Below are 17796 nucleotides of genomic sequence, written 5' to 3'. Positions count from 1 at the left end.
ATATGAATTGGAACGAATTCTGGTTACCGATTAAACTGTCACTACAGGTTTCCGTACTGTCCAGCCTAACGGTTGTCCTGCTTGGAGTGGCTGCTGCCTGGTGGATGTCACGCAAATCTTTTAAAGGCAAAACGGTTCTTGAGACCGCCTTTATGCTCCCGTTAGTTCTTCCGCCAACCGTGGTTGGTTTTGTACTATTAGTCATACTTGGTCGAAAAAGCTGGTTTGGACAATGGATAGAATGGCTCTTTGCCGCGCCCGTCATTTTTACTTGGTGGGCTGCCGTGATCGCTTCGGTCGTCGTAGCCTTTCCGCTGGTCTACCAAACGATGAAGGTAGGGTTTTCTTCTGTCCATCGGGAAGTCGAGGAAGCAGCTCGATCAAACGGAGCTAACGAATGGCAGGTCTTCAGGTATATAACGCTTCCTTTGACTTATCGCTCGTTGGTAACTGCCTATATTCTTGGATTTGCTCGTGGACTTGGTGAATTCGGGGCGACGTTAATGATAGCTGGCAATATTCCGGGCAAAACACAGACCATTCCTACGGCCATATTCGTTGCGGTTGATGCGGGCAATACGACGATGGCATGGGCGTGGACAGCATCCATGATCATGATTTCCTTTATAATGTTGCTTCTTACGAGGCGAAGTGATCAATAAAAGTCGCTAAATACAGCGACTTTTTTTCATGTTTCGGAACTTCATGATATTGATTTATTTTAAGAAAAGGGTAATCATTAGTTACAGCACATTATTTTACCATCACATTCCAGTAAAAAGTGCTGATTACGCGCAAACCGAAAGGAGGATTGTGATTAGCTGTCGTCAGCTATTATTCCTGCTTCATATCAACCCCAGTGAGACATCATGCCAAAGGAGGTATCTTAATGTTTCATGAGCGCTTTGCTCTCAGCGGTAAGAACTTAAAGATTTTTACATCGTTCGTTCTCGCCATTATTTTACTTATCATGCCGGTCCTGCCGGCTGCAGCTGCATCACCAGGCAAAACCGTCAATGCTTCGGCTAAGCTGGCCTATAATCTTAAAGGGCTTAAGCACAATGTGGCCGTTCAAAAAGCATATATTGCAGACAAGTATATTTATGTTACACAGCGGTCTAAGGGTACATGCTATCTTTCCAGGCTGCTTATTAGCGGGAAAGACGCGAAGTACGTAGACGAAATGACCGTCACCAATACCGGCCATTGTCAAACGCTTGATATGTATACGTACAAAGGGGAACATTATTTCTACTTCAGTTCCAAAGCCGATTCTTCTACCAAGCAATTCTGGTCCCTTCAAGTGGCAAGACTAAAATATAAGGCGGGGTCAAAGGTCGATTATACGAAGCTGGACCGGTTCGTCTATATGAATTATGCCAACAAGACCGGTAAACGATTAGGCACAACCTATAGGGTTGACGGCGGCGGCAACAGCAAATATACGTTCTTCCGCGTACAAACCAAGGAAAAGACCGTCACCTGGTCCATATACAGCACAGCGGCCCTGAACAAGCTTCTGGACAGCAAAAAGCAGGTTCGAATGGATAGTGCCGCAGCGGTAAAAGCGAGCATAGCGAGTTTCACTCAATCCGGCAATCGTATTATTAGACCAAATGGATCGTTTCAAGGTGCAGATATGCTGGGGAGCTCCAAAATTTACACTTCGGGAGGCGCCGAAGGCCAAACCCCGCAGATCGCCATGATGACCAGCTCGGGCGCCTACAAGAGCCTGGTGAAAATTACGAATGTGGGAAAGCATGAAATCGAGGGCGTTCAGACCAAGAACGGGAAGGTTTACTTTACGATCGTGACGGATCCCAAGAACAAGAAAAACACGCAGAAAATTTACTATGTGCCGGATACGATTTTTTAAATATTTTACGAAAAAGTCGCCATGTAATGGCGGCTTTTTTCGAGATTGTAACTAGTATGTCCAGTCCCCGGCAAGTATAAATCACTTCTTATCACGTCTTAATATCAGAGAACAATGTGAGATTGTGTGTTTTTGTGGTATTCTGTACTAGTAATTCAAACGCGGTAATCGTTTATTGGAGGAATATTCAATGCTTGCACATGATCGGCATCAACAAATCATGAAACTGCTTCACGAAATCCAATCGGTCAAGACAACGGATTTAATTGCGCAATTCGGAGTTTCTTTCGAGACGATTCGTAGAGACCTGGAATATCTGGAACAAGAGGGCTTCTTAAAAAGGGTTCATGGCGGGGCAACCTTGCCGGCAGCGGACTATCAGAAAGAACTGCCTTTTACCGTGCGGGAAATGAAGAGGCTTCAAGAGAAACGGGAGTTGGCCCAGATTGCCCTCCGCTACGTGGAAGAAGGGCAATCCTTGTTCATGGATGTAAGCACCACCAATACCGAATTCGCCAAGGCCTTGATGACGCGCTTTGATCGATTGACGATACTGACCAATTCCTTTCAGATCGCATCGATACTTATGGAGAAACCTCATTTCACGATCATCTTTGTCGGTGGGGTGGTCCGTAACTCGGAACATTGCGTGGTCGGCGATTTTGCCGAATCCTTTGTCACTCAGTTTCATGCCGACCTTTTCTTTATGAGCGTGAGCGGCATATCCCTGACCGAAGGCTTGACGGATTATGGGTTAAGCGAGATTCAATTGAAGAAGAAAATGCTGGCCCGGGCACACAAGGTCATCGTGCTTGCAGACAGCAGTAAGTTTAACGCGGTTTCGCTTACACCGGTCTGCGGATTGGATCAGATTGAACGGATTGTGACGGACTCCGGGCTAGGGCATGATGTCCTTGAACAATATCGGGAGGCAGGGGTCAACATCAATTGCTAATAATTTCAAAGGAACAAGAAGAGCCTTTCGACGAGGTTCTTTTTTTTGCTCATCATATCAATTGACAGTAAGAATTCCCCATGATACGATCAATCTCGAGTTGTATAAATGTGTGTTTATAAGTATATTATTGTGCAACATAGTGTTTTCGAGGGGGTGCAATAATTTCAATTGCAGTTTTATTGGTTCTAGGCTCTGGCATGGCGCATGCGGTATGGAATATGTTGGCAAAGTCGAGTGGGAATAAGCAGTTGTTTTTATTTATGATTTATATCCCCACCACGCTTATGCTGCTCCCTGGCCTTATGATCGAAATCGTTACAGCGAATCCACCCATGTCGGCTTACCTTTTGTTATTCCTGTCCGTGTTCATTCAAGGAGGATATGCCTATTTCTTGTCCAAGTCCTTAACCTATGGCGACCTATCCCAGGTCTACCCGATGATGAGAGGCATTTCCACTTTCTTGTTGCCTCTTTGCGGAGTCATTCTCCTGAACGAGCGATTATCCGTCTGGGGATGGCTGGGACTCGGATTGATTGCATTTGGCTTCTTTCTATCCAGCGGCATCTTTATGAGGAAGCAAAGAATTCATGCCCCTCACAGGGTTCTTTTCTATACTGCAGCCGTGGGGCTTTGCACGATGGCGTACGTGATGGTAGACAAAGTGAATCTGCAGCATTTTTCGCCAACGCTGCTTTTGGAAATATCCAATATCGGATTTATGCTGGGGCTGGCCCCGTTTATCCGTTTTGGCGAAATCCGCTGGGTAAGAGAGATAAGAGAACATGGAAAATGGCTTGCAGTTGGCGCGATCCTTTCTCCAGGCTCATATTTGTTGTTCTTGTTTGCCATGAGTATGTCCCCATTAATATACATAGCGCCTCTTCGGGAAATTGGAACCGTATTCGGCACCTTGCTGGGCGTATTGCTGCTGAAGGAAGGTCAAGGAGGGCGGCGGATCGTATCGGCCGGCATTATCTTTATCGGAATCTTACTCGTAGGCATGCTGGGCATATGATTAGTTAGACGGCATTTTACCGTTGCGTTGACCACGGGGATAACGCGTCGGCCATATTCGACATCATTTAGAAGGAGGATTGAGTAGTTTGAACAAGCGAAATCAAGATGGAGAAAACCGGAAGGGGGACGTACTGCTCCGATTTCAGGTTATCACCGATACGCACGTGAAGGCGGACCCCGGACATACCTACAATTGTAATTTGGCGAGGGCACTAGAAGATATTAAACGAATGGCGCCGGACAGTGACGGCATTATGCACGCAGGCGATTTAACCGACCAGGGGAGTACGGAGGAATATGCGGAGTTTCGCAGAATATGGCGGGAGCATGGCGCAGGATTGCCGGTCAGTTATTTTGCTGCAGGCAATCACGATGTCGGTCTGGGGCATTGGCCCTCACGTTTGGGAGCTTATCTGGATGCCACGGGGATGAGGGGACCCTATCACGATCATTGGGTTAACGGATACCACTTTATCTTCCTCGGAACCGAGGAGGGGCTGGAACTGTTTGCTTCCTTGTCCGAAACTCAGCTGACATGGCTCGATACTAAGCTAACCGAGAGCAAGAATCCGGTTCAACCGGCTTTCGTCTTCCTGCATCAGCCGCTCAAAGACACGGTTGCAGGATCTTATGAGTCGCAGCGATGGTACGGCGTTGCTCAGGACGAAGCGCTCAAGAAAGTTCTGGCTAAACACCGGCATGCCATCCTGTTCACGGGCCATACTCACTGGGAGCTGGAGGCTCAGCATACGATGTTCGATGGACAGGAACGACTGCCTTATATGTTTAACGGATCCTCTGTCGCGTACCTATGGACGGATAAAGACGAACATAAAGATGGGAGTCAAGGGCTGTTCGTCGAGGTTTATGCAGATCGTGTAATCGTCAAAGGCCGGGATTTCGCTGCAGGCAAGTGGCTGGAGAATGTCCGGTTTGAATGTAACATCCCTGAGCAATCCGAATAATTGGAAACGCCTACAACAGAACCCTCCATTCAACGACATCGGTTCATTATGATTGAACTGGGCTGTCGGGTAAATGGAGGGTTTTTCCGTCTCCGCTGCAGGATTACCATATGAATATAATTGTTTTCACAGGAAAAAGATACTACAATTGGATCAAGGCTTACATACCAGTGTTTAGATTTTGCTCTTGTTCAAATTGACAGCTAAGAGAGTAACAGAGGGGGAAACTTGGAATGAAAAACAATGAACTAAAGAGGGGGCTCGAAGCTCGCCACATTCAGATGATTGCTTTGGGCGGCACCATCGGTGTCGGGTTATTTATGGGTTCGGCAAGCACGATCAAATGGACAGGTCCATCGGTGATGCTTGCGTATGCTATTGTAGGGATTTTTATTTTCTTCATCATGCGCGCAATGGGGGAAATGCAGTACATAGAACCGAGCACGGGATCGTTTGCGACCTTTGGCCATAAGTACATTCATCCCTTGGCGGGGTATGTGACGGCCTGGAGCAACTGGTTCCAATGGGTGATCGTCGGGATGGCGGAGATCATTGCCGTTGGGACGTATATGAAGTACTGGTTTCCGGATTTGCCCGCTTGGATACCAGGGCTCGTCGCCATGGCGATTCTCGGTGCAGCCAACCTGTTCTCCGTGAAATCGTTTGGTGAATTCGAGTTTTGGTTTGCCATGATTAAAATCGTAACCATCGTCTTGATGATTGTTGCCGGGTTTGGTCTGATTTTGTTCGGATTAGGCAATGGCGGAAATGCGATCGGATTTTCTAACTTGTGGCAGCATGGGGGCTTTTTTACCGGCGGATGGTCAGGCTTTTTCTTTGCTCTCTCGTTAGTGATCGGGGCCTATCAAGGCGTCGAGCTGATAGGGATTACGGCAGGTGAAGCCAAAAACCCGCAAAAAACGTTAATGAGCGCGACGCAAAGCATTATCTGGCGCATTTTGATCTTCTATATCGGCGCGATTTTTGTGATTGTTACGGTCTACCCTTGGAATCAGCTGCAAGCCCTCGGTAGTCCGTTCGTTGCCACGTTTGCGAAAGTCGGCATTACTGCTGCAGCCGGAATCATCAACTTTGTTGTCATCACCGCTGCCATGTCAGGTTGCAACAGCGGGATATTTAGCGCAGGCCGCATGCTTTATACATTAGGGGTCAATGGACAGGCACCGAAAATATTTACGAAACTGTCCCGTAACGGCGTGCCCCTGCTGGGAACGATCGGCGTACTCGCGGGGTTGGGCCTTGGGGTGTTTTTAAGTTATATCGCACCGGAAAATCTGTTTGTGCATGTGTACAGCGCCAGCGTGCTTCCCGGCATGGTGCCATGGTTCGTCATTTTGATCAGTCAAATCAATTTCAGAAGAACCAAGGGGAGTGCATTGGATGATCATCCGTTCAAAATGCCTTTCGCACCGGTGACCAACTATGTGACGATTGCCTTTTTGCTTATGGTGCTGGTCGGTATGTGGATCAACGATGAAACTCGGATTTCCCTGATTACAGGCATTGTTTTCTTGGGTATTGTCGTGATCAGTTATTATGCCTCCGGGGTTAACAAGGCACAAAAAAACCATGAGTCAAGCAATAGATGAATCGGCAAAAACATCCAATAACGAAATGAATCAACATCCCATTCTCACCAAAGTGCAAATGGGATGTTTTCATTTTGAGGTACGAGCTCGAGTGATTTTATGCAGGATTCAAACAGGATAACCAATCTATACGTCGAAATTGAAAAGGTAAATGTTTGTCTTCCGGTATCGGACCTCATGGATAGGAACACGACGCTGAACAACTCATGATTGATATAAACGAAGGAGGGATTCTATATGCCATATGGGCCTGACCCTAACGCAATCTACCCGAATGAGGCGATTAAAAGTATTTGCTATATTAAAAACGTAGTGACACGTCCCAATATTATTGTCGGCGACTATACCTATTATGACGATCTAAACGGCGCCGAGAAATTCGAAGAGCATGTCACGCATCACTATGAATTTATTGGAGACAAGCTGATTATCGGGAAGTTTTGCGCAATCGCAAAGGGGATTGAATTCGTCATGAATGGCGCCAACCATAGAATGGGCAGTGTTACTACCTATCCGTTTAACATCATGGGTAACGGTTGGGAGAAATCGACTCTGGCACTGGCCGACTTACCCCTTAAAGGCGACACCGTCATTGGCAACGATGTCTGGATTGGTCAAAACGTGACCGTAATGCCCGGTGTACACATCGGCGACGGGGCTATCATAGCAGCCAATTCGGTTGTTGTAAAAGATGTTCCCCCTTATCATATTGCAGGCGGGAACCCTTCCAGGGTTATTAAGAAAAGATTTGATGACGAACTCATCGACCATCTCCTTGCCATCCAATGGTGGGATTGGCCTGCTCGGAAAATTTTTGACCATCTTGAAACGTTATGCAGCGGAGATCTGACTAAAATCAAGGAAATATAAATTGCTCATTATAAGCATCTAATGGGTGAATCTACTTATTGCTGGCCTTGCAGAACACCAGGGCAACGTGAAATATGATCCTCTGCATAAAAATTGGAACCTTACATCATAATAATACAGCCTATTTTATTCCAACAATTCAGAGGAGCAGATACGTGTGAAAAGCAAATGGTTGCTAGCGTTAACCCTAGCTTTCGTAATTAGCATGACTCAAGCCGTAGCGCCTGTGCAAGCCATGGTGGGCGAGAAGAAGAATCCGGATTGCATAAGTCCCAAAGTAGTCCAATTGAAAGGCGAAATGGAGAAGGTTTGGATCGACCATACGATATGGACAAGAAGCTATATCGTGAGTGCCATATCTAATCGTCCTGATCAGAAGGACGTTCTGGACCGGCTTTTGCGAAACCAGCAGGACATTGGCAACGTGATCAAACCTTACTATGGGGAAGCCGCCGGGAATAAGCTTGCCGATCTAATGAGAGAACATATTCTGATTGCAGTGAAAATCGTGGCTGCGGCCAAGGCCGGCAAACAGTCGGAAGTGGACAAATTAGAGGCGGATTGGCACAGAAACGCTGACGATATCGCAAAATTTTTAAGCGCAGCGAATCCGAACTGGCAGTTTAAAGAGCTCCAGGATATGTTATATACGCATCTCCAATTGATTACGGAAATCGTCGTTAGCTGTATCAAGGGAGATTGGAAAGCGGATATTGCTGCAACCGACAAAAACGAGATCCATATGATTCATTTAGCGGATATTCTGACAGAAGGCATTGTCAAGCAATTCCCTGAGAAATTCTAAGGATTACTCATGTGTCAGAATCGCGTTAAAGAAGAACATACAATTACAATAGCCGCATCTTTGCGGCTTTTTGTAATTGCCAAAGCAGAAGCTTATGATCATTAACGGTACCAAGAGATATGATCCATTAGCCGTTATTCGCTTTTCGCAAGAGGGAATCCAAAACATGATCGTATACATCCCTCTCCCAACGGGTAATAACTAACAGCACAGCAAAAACGTGACGATCAGTGGGAAAGGGGTTTGAAACGAATGAAACGCAAACTATTGATAACCGGAGCGGCGGGCACCATAGGGAACGTAATTTACAAGGGGCTGCAAAAAGACAGCCGGTATGACATCATTGGTGCGGATATAGAGGCGGACGATAGGCAGGGTATCGTGCAGCTGGACATCGTGGACGAGGCGCGGCTGGCAGAGCTTACGCAAGGAGTCGATACGGTGCTCCATTTTGCCTGGATTAAGGATAACGGGGATTTCCTTGGTAAGGTACTGGAGGGAAATGTGACCGGCGCGTACAAGTTGTTTGAGGCTGCCGTGCAGAATGGCGTTCGCCGTATGATATTTGCCAGCTCCAATCATGCGACCGGTTATTACAAGGTTTACGAAAAGGTTGAGCCAGACGATCCGTACCGCCCGGATAGCTTTTACGGACTCAGCAAATGCTATATCGAACTGCTGGGCCGGCTTTATTCAGATCAGGGCAAGATCTCTTCGATTAATATTCGAATCGGCAACTTCCCTGGAGATGATCGACCTCATTCAGAGCGCGCCGGGCATATCTGGATATCGGAACGCGATATGCTTCAACTGATCGTTTGCTGCATTGAAGCAGATGACAAACTAACGTATTTGAACTTGTACGGCACCTCCGCCAATACGGATAACTATTATAACATCGATTATCTGGAAGAATTGATCGGATACAAACCTCAGGACGACGCAGCAAAGCTGCTTGAGTTAGCCAAGGCGGCGGGAAGCAAAGTACGTCAGGACGAGACGGTCTATCAGGGAGGCCAGCAACAATAACAGCTTCGAAGAAGCGCCTGTAACCTGCGTATCCGTAGATCGGTGGTGGCTGAAAGAGATATGCATCCGTACGGCGGCGATGAGGGTACGATGAACGATGAGAGAGTTGTCTTCTGAAAGTCGCGTTAATAATGCGGCTTTTTTTATCGTTCGTGTCATTCCCACTTGACGTACGTTTCGATTACTTGATCAGCTGCCCCGGCCGCACATACGCCGATTAAAGGCTTCTATCTAACAAGGTACCCACTTGTTTGGCCATGACTTGCGGCGAGTAAGGCATTCCGTTTCGGATCCACCATTCAATGACCCCGACATAAGCAGTCCCGGCATATTGCAGCATCACATCTTCGTGTAATTCGGCGTTTTTTCCGCTTTCTTTGTCGATCTCACCTTTGAATCCTTCCATGAAAGACGTAAGCAGCCGCGTTCTGAAAGAGGAAGGGGCGCCTTTGGACGCTAACATGGTTGAAAAAAGCACATAATTCTTTTCAAAATATTCGAAATACGGCACGAGAGCATCCGCCCATTCCATTTCACACGCCCAAGTATCCATCTCTTTTAATTCCTGAATGTGTGCCTCCATGATTTGATTCAATAAATCATACTTGTCCTGATAATGCAGATAAATCGTGCCGCGATTCAAATTTGCCTGGTCTGCGATGTCTTGAATGGTTATGTCATCGAAGTTTTTGTCGGCCATCAATTCAATGACGGCTTTTCTTAAGGCTTCTTGCGTTTTTAGGATTCTACGATCCACTTTTGCCATCTTGTATTATCCTCCTGACCTTCCCAACATAATGAACACTTTTGATGATCTTGTTGATATCTCAACAAATCGCGCTGATTTAACCATTGAACTTCAACTTCTAGCTCCTATAATAATAGACATGAGTTGATTAAACAACTTAATTTGTTTAGTCGCTTTCTGTGGATTGGGACGGCTAAGGAATTGCCTGTTTTACGCCCACTCAACTATTTTCTAAAAGGGACTAGTTGAGAAAATTGATACTACCTGGAGGTTATACACGATGAATGCTAATGCACGTGCTGTATTCGGTCCGGAAGGTCCGTTCCAACTAACAACAATTGAGCGCAGGGATCTTAAGCCGCATGATGTGCTCATTGAAATCAAATATGCAGGGATTTGCCACTCGGATATCCATACCGCTCGCGGCGATTGGGGGCCGGTCCAATATCCTCTCGTACCGGGACATGAAATCGCCGGCATTGTCGCCCGGGTTGGCTCGAATGTCACAAAGTACACGGTTGGTGACAGAGTAGGCGTCGGCTGCATGGTTGATTCCTGCGGAGAGTGCGAGAGCTGCCGCAGAGGAGAGGAGCAATATTGTCTGAAAGGACATACGGGTACTTACGCAGCTACCGACAAATATGGTCAATATACACAAGGAGGCTATTCCTCCCATATCGTCGTTACGGAGGATTTCGTCGTACGCATTCCCGACGGCATTGCCCTTGATGCCGCTGCACCGCTCTTATGTGCCGGAATCACAACCTATTCGCCGCTTCGCCATTGGGGTGCCGCTCCTGGCAAGAAGATCGCAGTGGTTGGACTTGGCGGGCTCGGCCACATGGCTGTAAAGCTGGCTCATGCCATGGGAGCCGATGTCACGGTTTTATCACAGACCTTGAAGAAGAAAGAAGACGGTTTGAAGTTAGGCGCAGACCATTATTATGCTACCAACGATCCGGAGACATTTAACAAGTTGGCCGGCACGTTTGATCTCATCGTGAATACGGTGAGCGCGAAGATTGATTTGAATGCTTATCTCTCGCTGCTGGCAGTGGACGGTACCTTGGTCAACGTCGGTGCACCGCCGGAGGCATTGCCTGTTCAAGTATTTTCGCTAATCCCGCATCGTCGGTCGTTTGCTGGATCGGCAATCGGCGGCATTCGAGAAACGCAGGAAATGCTGGATTTCTGCGCTGAACACCACATAACGCCTGAGATCGAGGTCATCTCCGCAAATCGGATTGATGAGGCTTGGGAACGCGTGCTGGCTTCGGACGTCCGGTATCGATTTGTCATTGATATCAGCACGATGGAGAACGAATAAGAATTCATTGCATCCCCGAATCAAGAAGGGCACGCCGAGTGGTGTGCCCTTTAGTTAAATGAGGAGCCGGTCGAACGAACTGCTAGCTGCGAAATCGTTCAAAGCAGATGCGTTATTTTATAAGAAAACATCTCATCAGTCATAGGAGTTAGAGAAATGAACTATAAAGCTCAACAAAGTTCTCTCGGTTTTGCCCTAATCTTGGCAACATTTTCGGCATTGGGGCCGTTTACGGTCGATATGTACCTGGCATCGCTTCCGCAAATCGCTGTATTTTTTGGAACAAGCGCAGCCGCGGTTCAAGCGAGTTTAACCACCAGCCTGTTAGGGTTAGGATTGGGACAGTTGATCATGGGGCCTTTAAGCGACATGTATGGAAGACGTCCGCCTTTGCTGACCTCCATGATCTTGTACATCCTTTCCTCGATTGGATGCGCTTTTGCGCCAAGCATCGAGTGGTTCATATGTTTGAGATTCATTCAAGGGGTTGCAGCGTCGGCAGGACTCGTGATTTCGCGAGCGATCGTCCGAGATCGGTTTCGTGGTGTTGAAATGACGAAGTTTATCGCACTCTTAACCATGATCAGCAATGTGGCACCGTTAATTTCGCCAACGCTTGGAAGCGCGGTTATGTCATACAGCTCGTGGGGAAGTGTATTTCTGTTCTTGGGGGCGCTAGGCATAGCACTGACCGCGATAACCTTAGGAGGGCTAAAGGAAAGCTTACCTGTACAGCAGCGTGTACCAAGCAGTTTCAGCACGTTGATAAAAAATTATAACAGCTTGTTCCGAGAGCGGTCGTTTATGGGATATGCACTAGTTAACGGCATACTGTTCGCAGGCGTATTCGCCTATGTGGCGGGTACCCCGTTTATTTATCAGAATATGTACGGCGTGTCGCCGCAAATGTTCTCGATCCTCTTTGCGTTGAATGGCCTTGCGATCATTGCGGGATCTCAATTCGTCAAATTGTTTGCAGGCCGGGTACCGGAAAGCCGGCTATTCAGGATCGGATTAATCATTGCGTTCATATCTTCTGCAGCGGTCTTGTTCGTCGTATTGGTACATGGCGCATTGTCTGCCATGTTTATCTCGATCTTCTTATTCGCTTTTTCCATTGGGATCATTGGGCCAATCTCTTTTACGCTAGCTATGGAGTCGCAGGGGCATATTGCAGGCAGCGCTTCCGCCGTGCTCGGCTCCTTACAATTCGCGTTAGGCGCCGTTACGTCTCCGCTTGTGGGAATTGCGGGCGAAAATTCCGCGATTCCTTTCGGAGTTGTCATCTTTTCCACCAGTGTATTATCTATTGCTGCCTATCTCATCCTGATTCAAGGGGGACAAAGATTAGCCGGCGGTAAAACCAGCTCTGGATCCAGCATGTAAATTTATAGGTAAACGATTTAATAAGGCAGCTGATGCAGCTGCCTTTTCTTCACTCGTATGATGTTGAACTTGTGGCATTATGGGTTGTTAACCATCGATTGGCTATTCTTAGCGTAACGAGCATAGACGTTATAATAGCAAGCCACATGCACGAAGTTGACAAGCGACCATACAACGAGCCATATGATAGGTGACGACAGGGTAGTCCAAAGACCGGACCATGGCAGCACGCGCCCTCCGCCGATAAACGTCAGCAAAGGGGGGAGAGACAAGAGGATAAGGAACGGAATCAGCCTAATGACCGATATGAGAATGAACATGGCGATTGTAAGGCGTTTTTTCTTCCGACGAATACGAATAGAAGCATAGGCGCCCCATACAAGCGTTGCGAGAATCAACGCCATCATGATCATAGACATGTTTCGATCGTTAAGAAAAGAGATGTTGGGCTGTTCTCCCCTCATCATAGCCGCGACCCCATCGATGATTCCCGAGTAATTCACAAATGCGTTCAATCCCGAATTAAACATCACCGCGATCCCCATCTGCTCGTCCAAATAAACCGTTTCTTCCGACTTGTACGTCCAGAAAATGCCGCTGTGGGAGATCGTTCGGCCGCGCGATGGGTCTTGGTCTGCGAGCCAACCCATGCCGTACGGCGAAGCGTCTCCGGCTGAATGAAATTGATTCATCAACGCCGGGGGAAGAAGGTCGCCGCTATATTGGGCAATCATCCACTTGGACATATCTTCCGCGGTTGAAACGATCCCTGCGGGACCGTCAATAAACCACAGCGGCTCTGAGCGACTCACGGAGCGGCCAAGAATCGAGTAATGACCCGGCGGTATAGCTTCATTCCCGTTGATTTGATGCGTCGTGCTGACACTGTAGGTATGGTTCATACCCAGGGGTTTAAAAATATGACGATTCAGGTAATCCGAAAACCGCTCTCCACTGATGCTTTCCACGAGGTTCGCCAACAGCACGTAATTGGGATTGTGGTAGCTGTAAGTTGTTCCGGGTTTATGGGCGAGTTCAACCTCGTTTAATAACCGGTTCGCCTCGTGCAGTGCTTGGAATTGCGGAGTCCTCGTCATATCGGGATTGGAGCCATCCGTCAGGCCGCTGGTCTGATTCAATAAATGCCGGACCGTTATGTCATGAACTCGAGGATCCTGAGGAGTCAGTTCGGGAAAATAGGAAACGTAAGCCTCATCCAGATCAATCCGGCCTTTATCCACCAACTGCAGAACGGCTAATGCGTTAAAGGACTTGCTAAGCGAAGCAATGGGTAGAGGGGTTTCGTCCGTTATGCTTTGGCTTTCACCAAACGTACCATAACCTTTGGCATAGAAGGTCTTATCGTTTAAGGAGATCGACAAGGACGCACCTTCGATATGGTTGGCCTTCATGCTCCGGCTCATGTATTCGTCAATGTCCCTCCAAAGTTCCGTGCGGTCCCCGTCCCCCAATGCAGATACGGACTCCGCCATCACGGTCCAAGATAGCACCAGACAGGTAATTACGGTAAACATTCTTTGTATTGTTTTCGGCATCATAGCACTCCTTCAATCAAGATAAGGATATGCTATCGGATAATTTTCAACTATTTATCAACTACGATCCAAAACTTGCGGTAACGCACCCGCCGCCTTGAGGTCCGTTTTCGACCTGCAAGCTCCCGCCATGTATTTCGCAAAGCACCTTGCAAACATACAGTCCTAGCCCACGATGTTCGGTTGCATCCCACATATCCCCGCGGTAAAAAGGAAGAGCAGCCTTGTTTAGGGCTTCGTTCGAGAAACCGGGTCCGTCGTCCGTGACGGCAATATCCATAGAGGCTTCCCGAATGATAAAACGAGCGTTCACCTGACTGGTTGCGTAACGCGCCGCATTGGCTACCAGGTTCTCGAATACTTGCATGACGACATGGGCATCCAGGCTGATTTCAGAATCAGCGTTATCAATGGAAGAGGCAAAGTTTATGCCGAATTGACTAGCGATTTGATTGGCACTGTCGTTCAGCAAAGCCGTGAAAGGGATGATATCCACGGGATCGCGATGCACCGGGGTATCCTCCAGCTTCTGAATCGAGCTCATGGCCTCCGCATAGTTCTCCAGGCGAACGATGTGAAGGTTCATGGTATGGATCAGGTCCAGAATCTTCTCTTCCGACAATTTCTTCCCGGGAACATAGGTGGCGAGAAACTCGGCGTATCCTTTCAGCACAGACAGCGGCGTCCTCAGGTCATGGGCAAAAATTGCATTGAGCTGCTTGCGCTCCTCAACCGAACGCCAGAGCGCCTTTAAATTGATTTCCAATTGTGAGCGCATGTTTTCAAATACGGCGATGAGCTCGCCCATCTCGTCCCGGCTGTCATAGGAGATGCTGAAGCCTAGATCGTTGGCCGAGATCTTCTTGGATGCTTGCATCAGAATCGTCAGCGGTCGTTTTAATTTCCATCTGTAAAATAGAACGGCCATGGCGACTATTCCTGCGGCTACCGTCAACAGCACCGCCGCGACGAGGGAGGGCAGCAACCAATCGGCCTCTCCAAAACGCTCCCGCAGGATCTCCGCCCAGGCAAATTCCAAAGTGATCATGGCCAGTACGGCCAAAAGCGTGAGAATGCATAACAGGATGAACGATTGCAGCAAATTAAGTCTTTCTAGCAGCAGCCTATTTACGAGTTTAGCCATTTGTATCCTACTCCCCACACCGTCTCGATTCGATCGCTGCAGCCGTATTCCTTGAATTTGTTGCGAATTCGCCGAATATGCTCGGCGATGACGCTGCTATCGCCTTCTTCGTCCAGGCCCCAAATTTTCTCGTAAATGCGCTCCTTCTCGAATACCATGCCGGGATTCATGGACAGCAATTCGATAATGCCGAACTCTTTTTTGGCCAGAGGTATTCGTTTATCCTGGAAATAGAGCTCCCGGGCCGTATAATTAATGACCAAATCGTGGTTAAACCTCACCGAGGCTTTGGTTGGGACTCGCTGTTCCCTGCGCAAATGCGCTTCTACTCTGGCGCCAAGCTCGCGAATACTGAAAGGTTTCAGGATATAGTCATCGCCTCCTGCCCGAAAGCCGGCTATTTTATCGGCATCTTCGATTCGAGCGGTCAAAAATAAGATGGGGCACGAAACAAAGCCTCTTATTCTTTCGCAAATTTCAAGGCCGCTCTCCTCAGGCATGTTGATATCGAGCAAAACGAGATCGGGTCCTAGTTCCACTTTTCGCATGGCTTCCCGGCTGTCCTTGGCCGTCATGACAAAATATCCATTGATTTCAAAGTAATCGGTCAGCAGCTTTCGAAGATCCGCCTCATCGTCCACGATTAGTATCTTATGCATACATGCTTCATCTCCAGTTTCATATGTTTGATTTCAGCATATCAAAGAAATTTTCGCATACCAATCGGATTTTAATTGAACGGCATGGAAAGTCTAAGGCAGAGTAGACGAGGTTCACCAATCGTGGTATGAATAGTATTGTCTGTGTCGGTGGCGCTTCGACACCACCACCGTTAGAGAAGGGCTGGTTAACGAAAGTAATCGGAGATACAAGTTATTTTATTTTGGAGGATCAATAATGAATCAACGTTTTCGGATCACGAGATCCATGCAACCCAACGCTGGCGATCAGGGGATTTCATTGGAAGAATGCCAACAATATTTTTCAACCAAAGCTGATTTTATTTATCAGACGGAGCTCACTGTGAGAGGGGAAGAGAGCACCATGTCGGTAGAAGGCGATTTCTTTATGTGGAAACATGGGGAAGCCTTGATTCCATTCAGGCACTACATGGGAGAGCTGTATGTCGCCGTTTCCCATCAAGAGCTTGTGCCTCTCATGATCGAAATTGCAACTGATTTGCGGGCGGATATCGTAGAAGGGTAACCGAATGGATCCTGTAAGGGCTTCGTAAGATCATCCGTATTAGATATGTTAGGCTGTCGAGATAAACAGCGAAATGAGAAGCGCCGATGAGCTTGGTTGAGGATCTTACCGAGTCCATCGGCGCTTTTTTTGCGAAGTCCATTTTAAATGGCGCAGGATGGTTTGGTGTAGGATGCCTGCGACTATCCGCGAATTATTGCCCCAATCCACCAAGTTGATGGCGGCCGTTAAAGCAAACGCAAGCGGGCATCGGCGATGCCCCAACGGATAGGGAAGGGCTGAAAGAGAGGGGCGGTAAGAGAATGGAGTGGAGGAAGGGTGGCTTGCCTTCTATCATAGATTCTGCACGCCGACCTCATTCTTTGGGGAACTTTTTTAGCAGGAGATCTACTTTTTGGTGCAAGTGCCGCAGTTCTTTATTGTAATGTCTGTAAGTTAATACACCGAGAATGGATTTGATGCCCAAAAAGACGATGGCTGCAATGACAATCAGCAAATAATTGTGAGCCAGTTGTCCAAGCCAGCTGTTGATATTAACCATGATGACCCTCCTTCATGAATAGTATTTGTTTTTCGGCCAGAAAGTTATGCCAGAACATGTAAAGTAACGGCAACCCGATGATTTCTGACGGCCGGTCATTACAGGAGAATATGACCATATGATCGTTCGATTTGTTTGCCTTATCTTTGGTTGATGGTTATCCTGTAGGGCTTGGTGTTTGATCAGGACCTACGAGTGCTTGTTTTTTGTTGTAAATGCAACAAAAATGGTGTACTATTTTCTTACTGCTTCATTTGAATAAATTCGAGAAGAGTGGAGTTGCATATATGAAGGACGTACTACGTGAGATTGGTATGATCGCCAGGTCATTGGATTCGATAAGCAATATTGAGTTTAAGCAATACGACCTTACAAAAGGACAGTATTTGTACCTCGTGCGAATATGTGAACACCCAGGAATTATTCAAGAAAAGTTATCTGAAATGATAAAGGTCGACCGAACAACAACGGCCCGGGCTATAAAGAAGCTTGAGATGAATGGGTTTATTGATAAGAGAGAAGATCAATATAACAAAAAAATCAAAAAACTGTTTCCTACGGAGAAAGGGAGCCATGTGTATCCATTAATAAAAAGGGAGAACGATTATTCCAATTTGGTTGCACTATCCGGATTCTCTGCAAGTGAAGTAGAAGTCATGTTTGAGCTTCTCCAAAGAGTCCGACACAATGTGGAAAAAGACTGGGAGTTTGTTAAAAAGGGTAACAAGCGACACTATTGATGTATTCAAAGGAGGAC

Annotated in this window: 18 protein-coding genes; 13 read left to right on the top strand and 5 right to left on the bottom strand. The window is 47.3% G+C overall.

The window, feature by feature from the left end:
• The first annotated feature begins 2 nt into the window (after positions 1-2).
• From modB to GYMC10_RS17150, 9 genes are all read left to right on the top strand, one after another.
• Positions 3-662: a molybdate ABC transporter permease subunit gene (gene modB, locus GYMC10_RS17190; RefSeq protein ID WP_041622203.1), complete on the top strand. Its 660-nt coding sequence runs from the start codon at positions 3-5 to the stop codon at positions 660-662.
• Positions 663-889: 227 nt separating this feature from the next.
• A complete protein-coding gene (locus GYMC10_RS17185) occupies positions 890-1876 on the top strand; it encodes a helveticin J family class III bacteriocin (protein ID WP_015735685.1) in 987 nt (328 codons plus the stop codon).
• Positions 1877-2066: 190 nt separating this feature from the next.
• A complete protein-coding gene (locus tag GYMC10_RS17180) occupies positions 2067-2831 on the top strand; it encodes a DeoR/GlpR family DNA-binding transcription regulator (protein WP_015735684.1) in 765 nt (254 codons plus the stop codon).
• A 182-nt stretch (positions 2832-3013) separates the two neighbouring features.
• The gene (locus GYMC10_RS17175) at positions 3014-3850 is read left to right on the top strand and encodes a DMT family transporter (protein WP_144374253.1); all 837 of its coding nucleotides are present in this window, start codon (positions 3014-3016) and stop codon (positions 3848-3850) included.
• Positions 3851-3938: 88 nt separating this feature from the next.
• Positions 3939-4817, top strand: coding sequence for a metallophosphoesterase family protein (locus GYMC10_RS17170; RefSeq protein ID WP_015735682.1), 879 nt, complete (start codon positions 3939-3941; stop codon positions 4815-4817).
• 233 nt (positions 4818-5050) lie between these two features.
• The gene (locus tag GYMC10_RS17165) at positions 5051-6427 is read left to right on the top strand and encodes an amino acid permease (RefSeq protein WP_015735681.1); all 1377 of its coding nucleotides are present in this window, start codon (positions 5051-5053) and stop codon (positions 6425-6427) included.
• A gap of 237 nt (positions 6428-6664) precedes the next feature.
• Positions 6665-7297, top strand: coding sequence for a Vat family streptogramin A O-acetyltransferase (locus GYMC10_RS17160; RefSeq protein ID WP_015735680.1), 633 nt, complete (start codon positions 6665-6667; stop codon positions 7295-7297).
• Positions 7298-7454: 157 nt separating this feature from the next.
• Positions 7455-8102, top strand: a complete 648-nt coding sequence (locus tag GYMC10_RS17155) for a hypothetical protein (RefSeq protein WP_015735679.1) — start codon at positions 7455-7457, stop codon at positions 8100-8102.
• Positions 8103-8354: 252 nt separating this feature from the next.
• Positions 8355-9131, top strand: a complete 777-nt coding sequence (locus GYMC10_RS17150) for an NAD-dependent epimerase/dehydratase family protein (RefSeq protein ID WP_015735678.1) — start codon at positions 8355-8357, stop codon at positions 9129-9131.
• A 217-nt stretch (positions 9132-9348) separates the two neighbouring features.
• On the opposite strand, the gene GYMC10_RS17145 is transcribed toward GYMC10_RS17150, so the two are convergent.
• Positions 9349-9897 carry a TetR/AcrR family transcriptional regulator gene (locus tag GYMC10_RS17145; protein ID WP_009591318.1) on the bottom strand — a complete coding sequence of 183 codons (549 nt, stop codon included), beginning with the start codon at positions 9895-9897 and terminating at the stop codon, positions 9349-9351.
• 262 nt (positions 9898-10159) lie between these two features.
• Between GYMC10_RS17145 and GYMC10_RS17140 the strand changes: the two genes are divergently transcribed.
• Both GYMC10_RS17140 and GYMC10_RS17135 read left to right on the top strand, forming a co-directional pair.
• Positions 10160-11206: an NAD(P)-dependent alcohol dehydrogenase gene (locus GYMC10_RS17140; protein WP_015735677.1), complete on the top strand. Its 1047-nt coding sequence runs from the start codon at positions 10160-10162 to the stop codon at positions 11204-11206.
• Positions 11207-11362: 156 nt separating this feature from the next.
• Complete coding sequence (locus GYMC10_RS17135) at positions 11363-12592, top strand: multidrug effflux MFS transporter (protein ID WP_015735676.1); 1230 nt, start codon at positions 11363-11365, stop codon at positions 12590-12592.
• A 77-nt stretch (positions 12593-12669) separates the two neighbouring features.
• On the opposite strand, the gene GYMC10_RS17130 is transcribed toward GYMC10_RS17135, so the two are convergent.
• The 3 genes from GYMC10_RS17130 to GYMC10_RS17120 all read right to left on the bottom strand — a co-directional run bounded on the left by GYMC10_RS17130 (position 12670) and on the right by GYMC10_RS17120 (position 15951).
• Positions 12670-14148, bottom strand: a complete 1479-nt coding sequence (locus GYMC10_RS17130; RefSeq protein WP_015735675.1) for a serine hydrolase domain-containing protein — start codon at positions 14146-14148, stop codon at positions 12670-12672.
• A 61-nt stretch (positions 14149-14209) separates the two neighbouring features.
• The gene (locus tag GYMC10_RS17125) at positions 14210-15292 is read right to left on the bottom strand and encodes a sensor histidine kinase (RefSeq protein ID WP_015735674.1); all 1083 of its coding nucleotides are present in this window, start codon (positions 15290-15292) and stop codon (positions 14210-14212) included.
• Positions 15277-15951, bottom strand: a complete 675-nt coding sequence (locus GYMC10_RS17120; RefSeq protein WP_015735673.1) for a response regulator transcription factor — start codon at positions 15949-15951, stop codon at positions 15277-15279. Before GYMC10_RS17120 ends, GYMC10_RS17125 begins: the two co-directional genes overlap by 16 nt.
• Positions 15952-16189: 238 nt before the next feature.
• Here GYMC10_RS17120 and GYMC10_RS17115 point away from each other — a divergent pair, with 238 nt between their 5' ends.
• The gene (locus GYMC10_RS17115; RefSeq protein ID WP_015735672.1) at positions 16190-16498 is read left to right on the top strand and encodes a hypothetical protein; all 309 of its coding nucleotides are present in this window, start codon (positions 16190-16192) and stop codon (positions 16496-16498) included.
• A 355-nt stretch (positions 16499-16853) separates the two neighbouring features.
• Here GYMC10_RS17115 and GYMC10_RS17110 read toward each other — a convergent pair whose 3' ends face one another.
• Entirely contained in the window at positions 16854-17039 is a 186-nt protein-coding gene (locus GYMC10_RS17110) for a hypothetical protein (protein WP_009591326.1), read from the bottom strand.
• A gap of 287 nt (positions 17040-17326) precedes the next feature.
• Between GYMC10_RS17110 and GYMC10_RS17105 the strand changes: the two genes are divergently transcribed.
• Positions 17327-17779, top strand: coding sequence for a MarR family winged helix-turn-helix transcriptional regulator (locus GYMC10_RS17105; RefSeq protein WP_015735671.1), 453 nt, complete (start codon positions 17327-17329; stop codon positions 17777-17779).
• Positions 17780-17796 lie beyond the last annotated feature (17 nt).

This window comes from Paenibacillus sp. Y412MC10 (assembly GCF_000024685.1).
GTDB classification, from domain to species: Bacteria; Bacillota; Bacilli; order Paenibacillales; family Paenibacillaceae; genus Paenibacillus_AQ; species Paenibacillus_AQ lautus_A.
The sequence above is the reverse complement of the archived record's forward strand: the minus strand, read 5'-3'. Positions and strand labels throughout refer to the sequence as shown.

What these genes read in the sequence shown, in the direction of transcription:
- GYMC10_RS17140 (WP_015735677.1), top strand. Translation starts at nt 10,160, where the DNA reads ATGAATGCTAATGCACGTGCTGTATTCGGTCCGGAAGGTCCGTTCCAA.
- GYMC10_RS17130 (WP_015735675.1), bottom strand. Translation starts at nt 14,148, where the DNA reads ATGCCGAAAACAATACAAAGAATGTTTACCGTAATTACCTGTCTGGTG.
- GYMC10_RS17125 (WP_015735674.1), bottom strand. Translation starts at nt 15,292, where the DNA reads ATGGCTAAACTCGTAAATAGGCTGCTGCTAGAAAGACTTAATTTGCTG.
- GYMC10_RS17105 (WP_015735671.1), top strand. Translation starts at nt 17,327, where the DNA reads ATGAAGGACGTACTACGTGAGATTGGTATGATCGCCAGGTCATTGGAT.
- GYMC10_RS17115 (WP_015735672.1), top strand. Translation starts at nt 16,190, where the DNA reads ATGAATCAACGTTTTCGGATCACGAGATCCATGCAACCCAACGCTGGC.
- GYMC10_RS17165 (WP_015735681.1), top strand. Translation starts at nt 5,051, where the DNA reads ATGAAAAACAATGAACTAAAGAGGGGGCTCGAAGCTCGCCACATTCAG.
- GYMC10_RS17180 (WP_015735684.1), top strand. Translation starts at nt 2,067, where the DNA reads ATGCTTGCACATGATCGGCATCAACAAATCATGAAACTGCTTCACGAA.
- GYMC10_RS17145 (WP_009591318.1), bottom strand. Translation starts at nt 9,897, where the DNA reads ATGGCAAAAGTGGATCGTAGAATCCTAAAAACGCAAGAAGCCTTAAGA.
- GYMC10_RS17150 (WP_015735678.1), top strand. Translation starts at nt 8,355, where the DNA reads ATGAAACGCAAACTATTGATAACCGGAGCGGCGGGCACCATAGGGAAC.
- GYMC10_RS17135 (WP_015735676.1), top strand. Translation starts at nt 11,363, where the DNA reads ATGAACTATAAAGCTCAACAAAGTTCTCTCGGTTTTGCCCTAATCTTG.
- GYMC10_RS17120 (WP_015735673.1), bottom strand. Translation starts at nt 15,951, where the DNA reads ATGCATAAGATACTAATCGTGGACGATGAGGCGGATCTTCGAAAGCTG.
- GYMC10_RS17110 (WP_009591326.1), bottom strand. Translation starts at nt 17,039, where the DNA reads ATGGTTAATATCAACAGCTGGCTTGGACAACTGGCTCACAATTATTTG.
- GYMC10_RS17185 (WP_015735685.1), top strand. Translation starts at nt 890, where the DNA reads ATGTTTCATGAGCGCTTTGCTCTCAGCGGTAAGAACTTAAAGATTTTT.
- modB (WP_041622203.1), top strand. Translation starts at nt 3, where the DNA reads ATGAATTGGAACGAATTCTGGTTACCGATTAAACTGTCACTACAGGTT.
- GYMC10_RS17160 (WP_015735680.1), top strand. Translation starts at nt 6,665, where the DNA reads ATGCCATATGGGCCTGACCCTAACGCAATCTACCCGAATGAGGCGATT.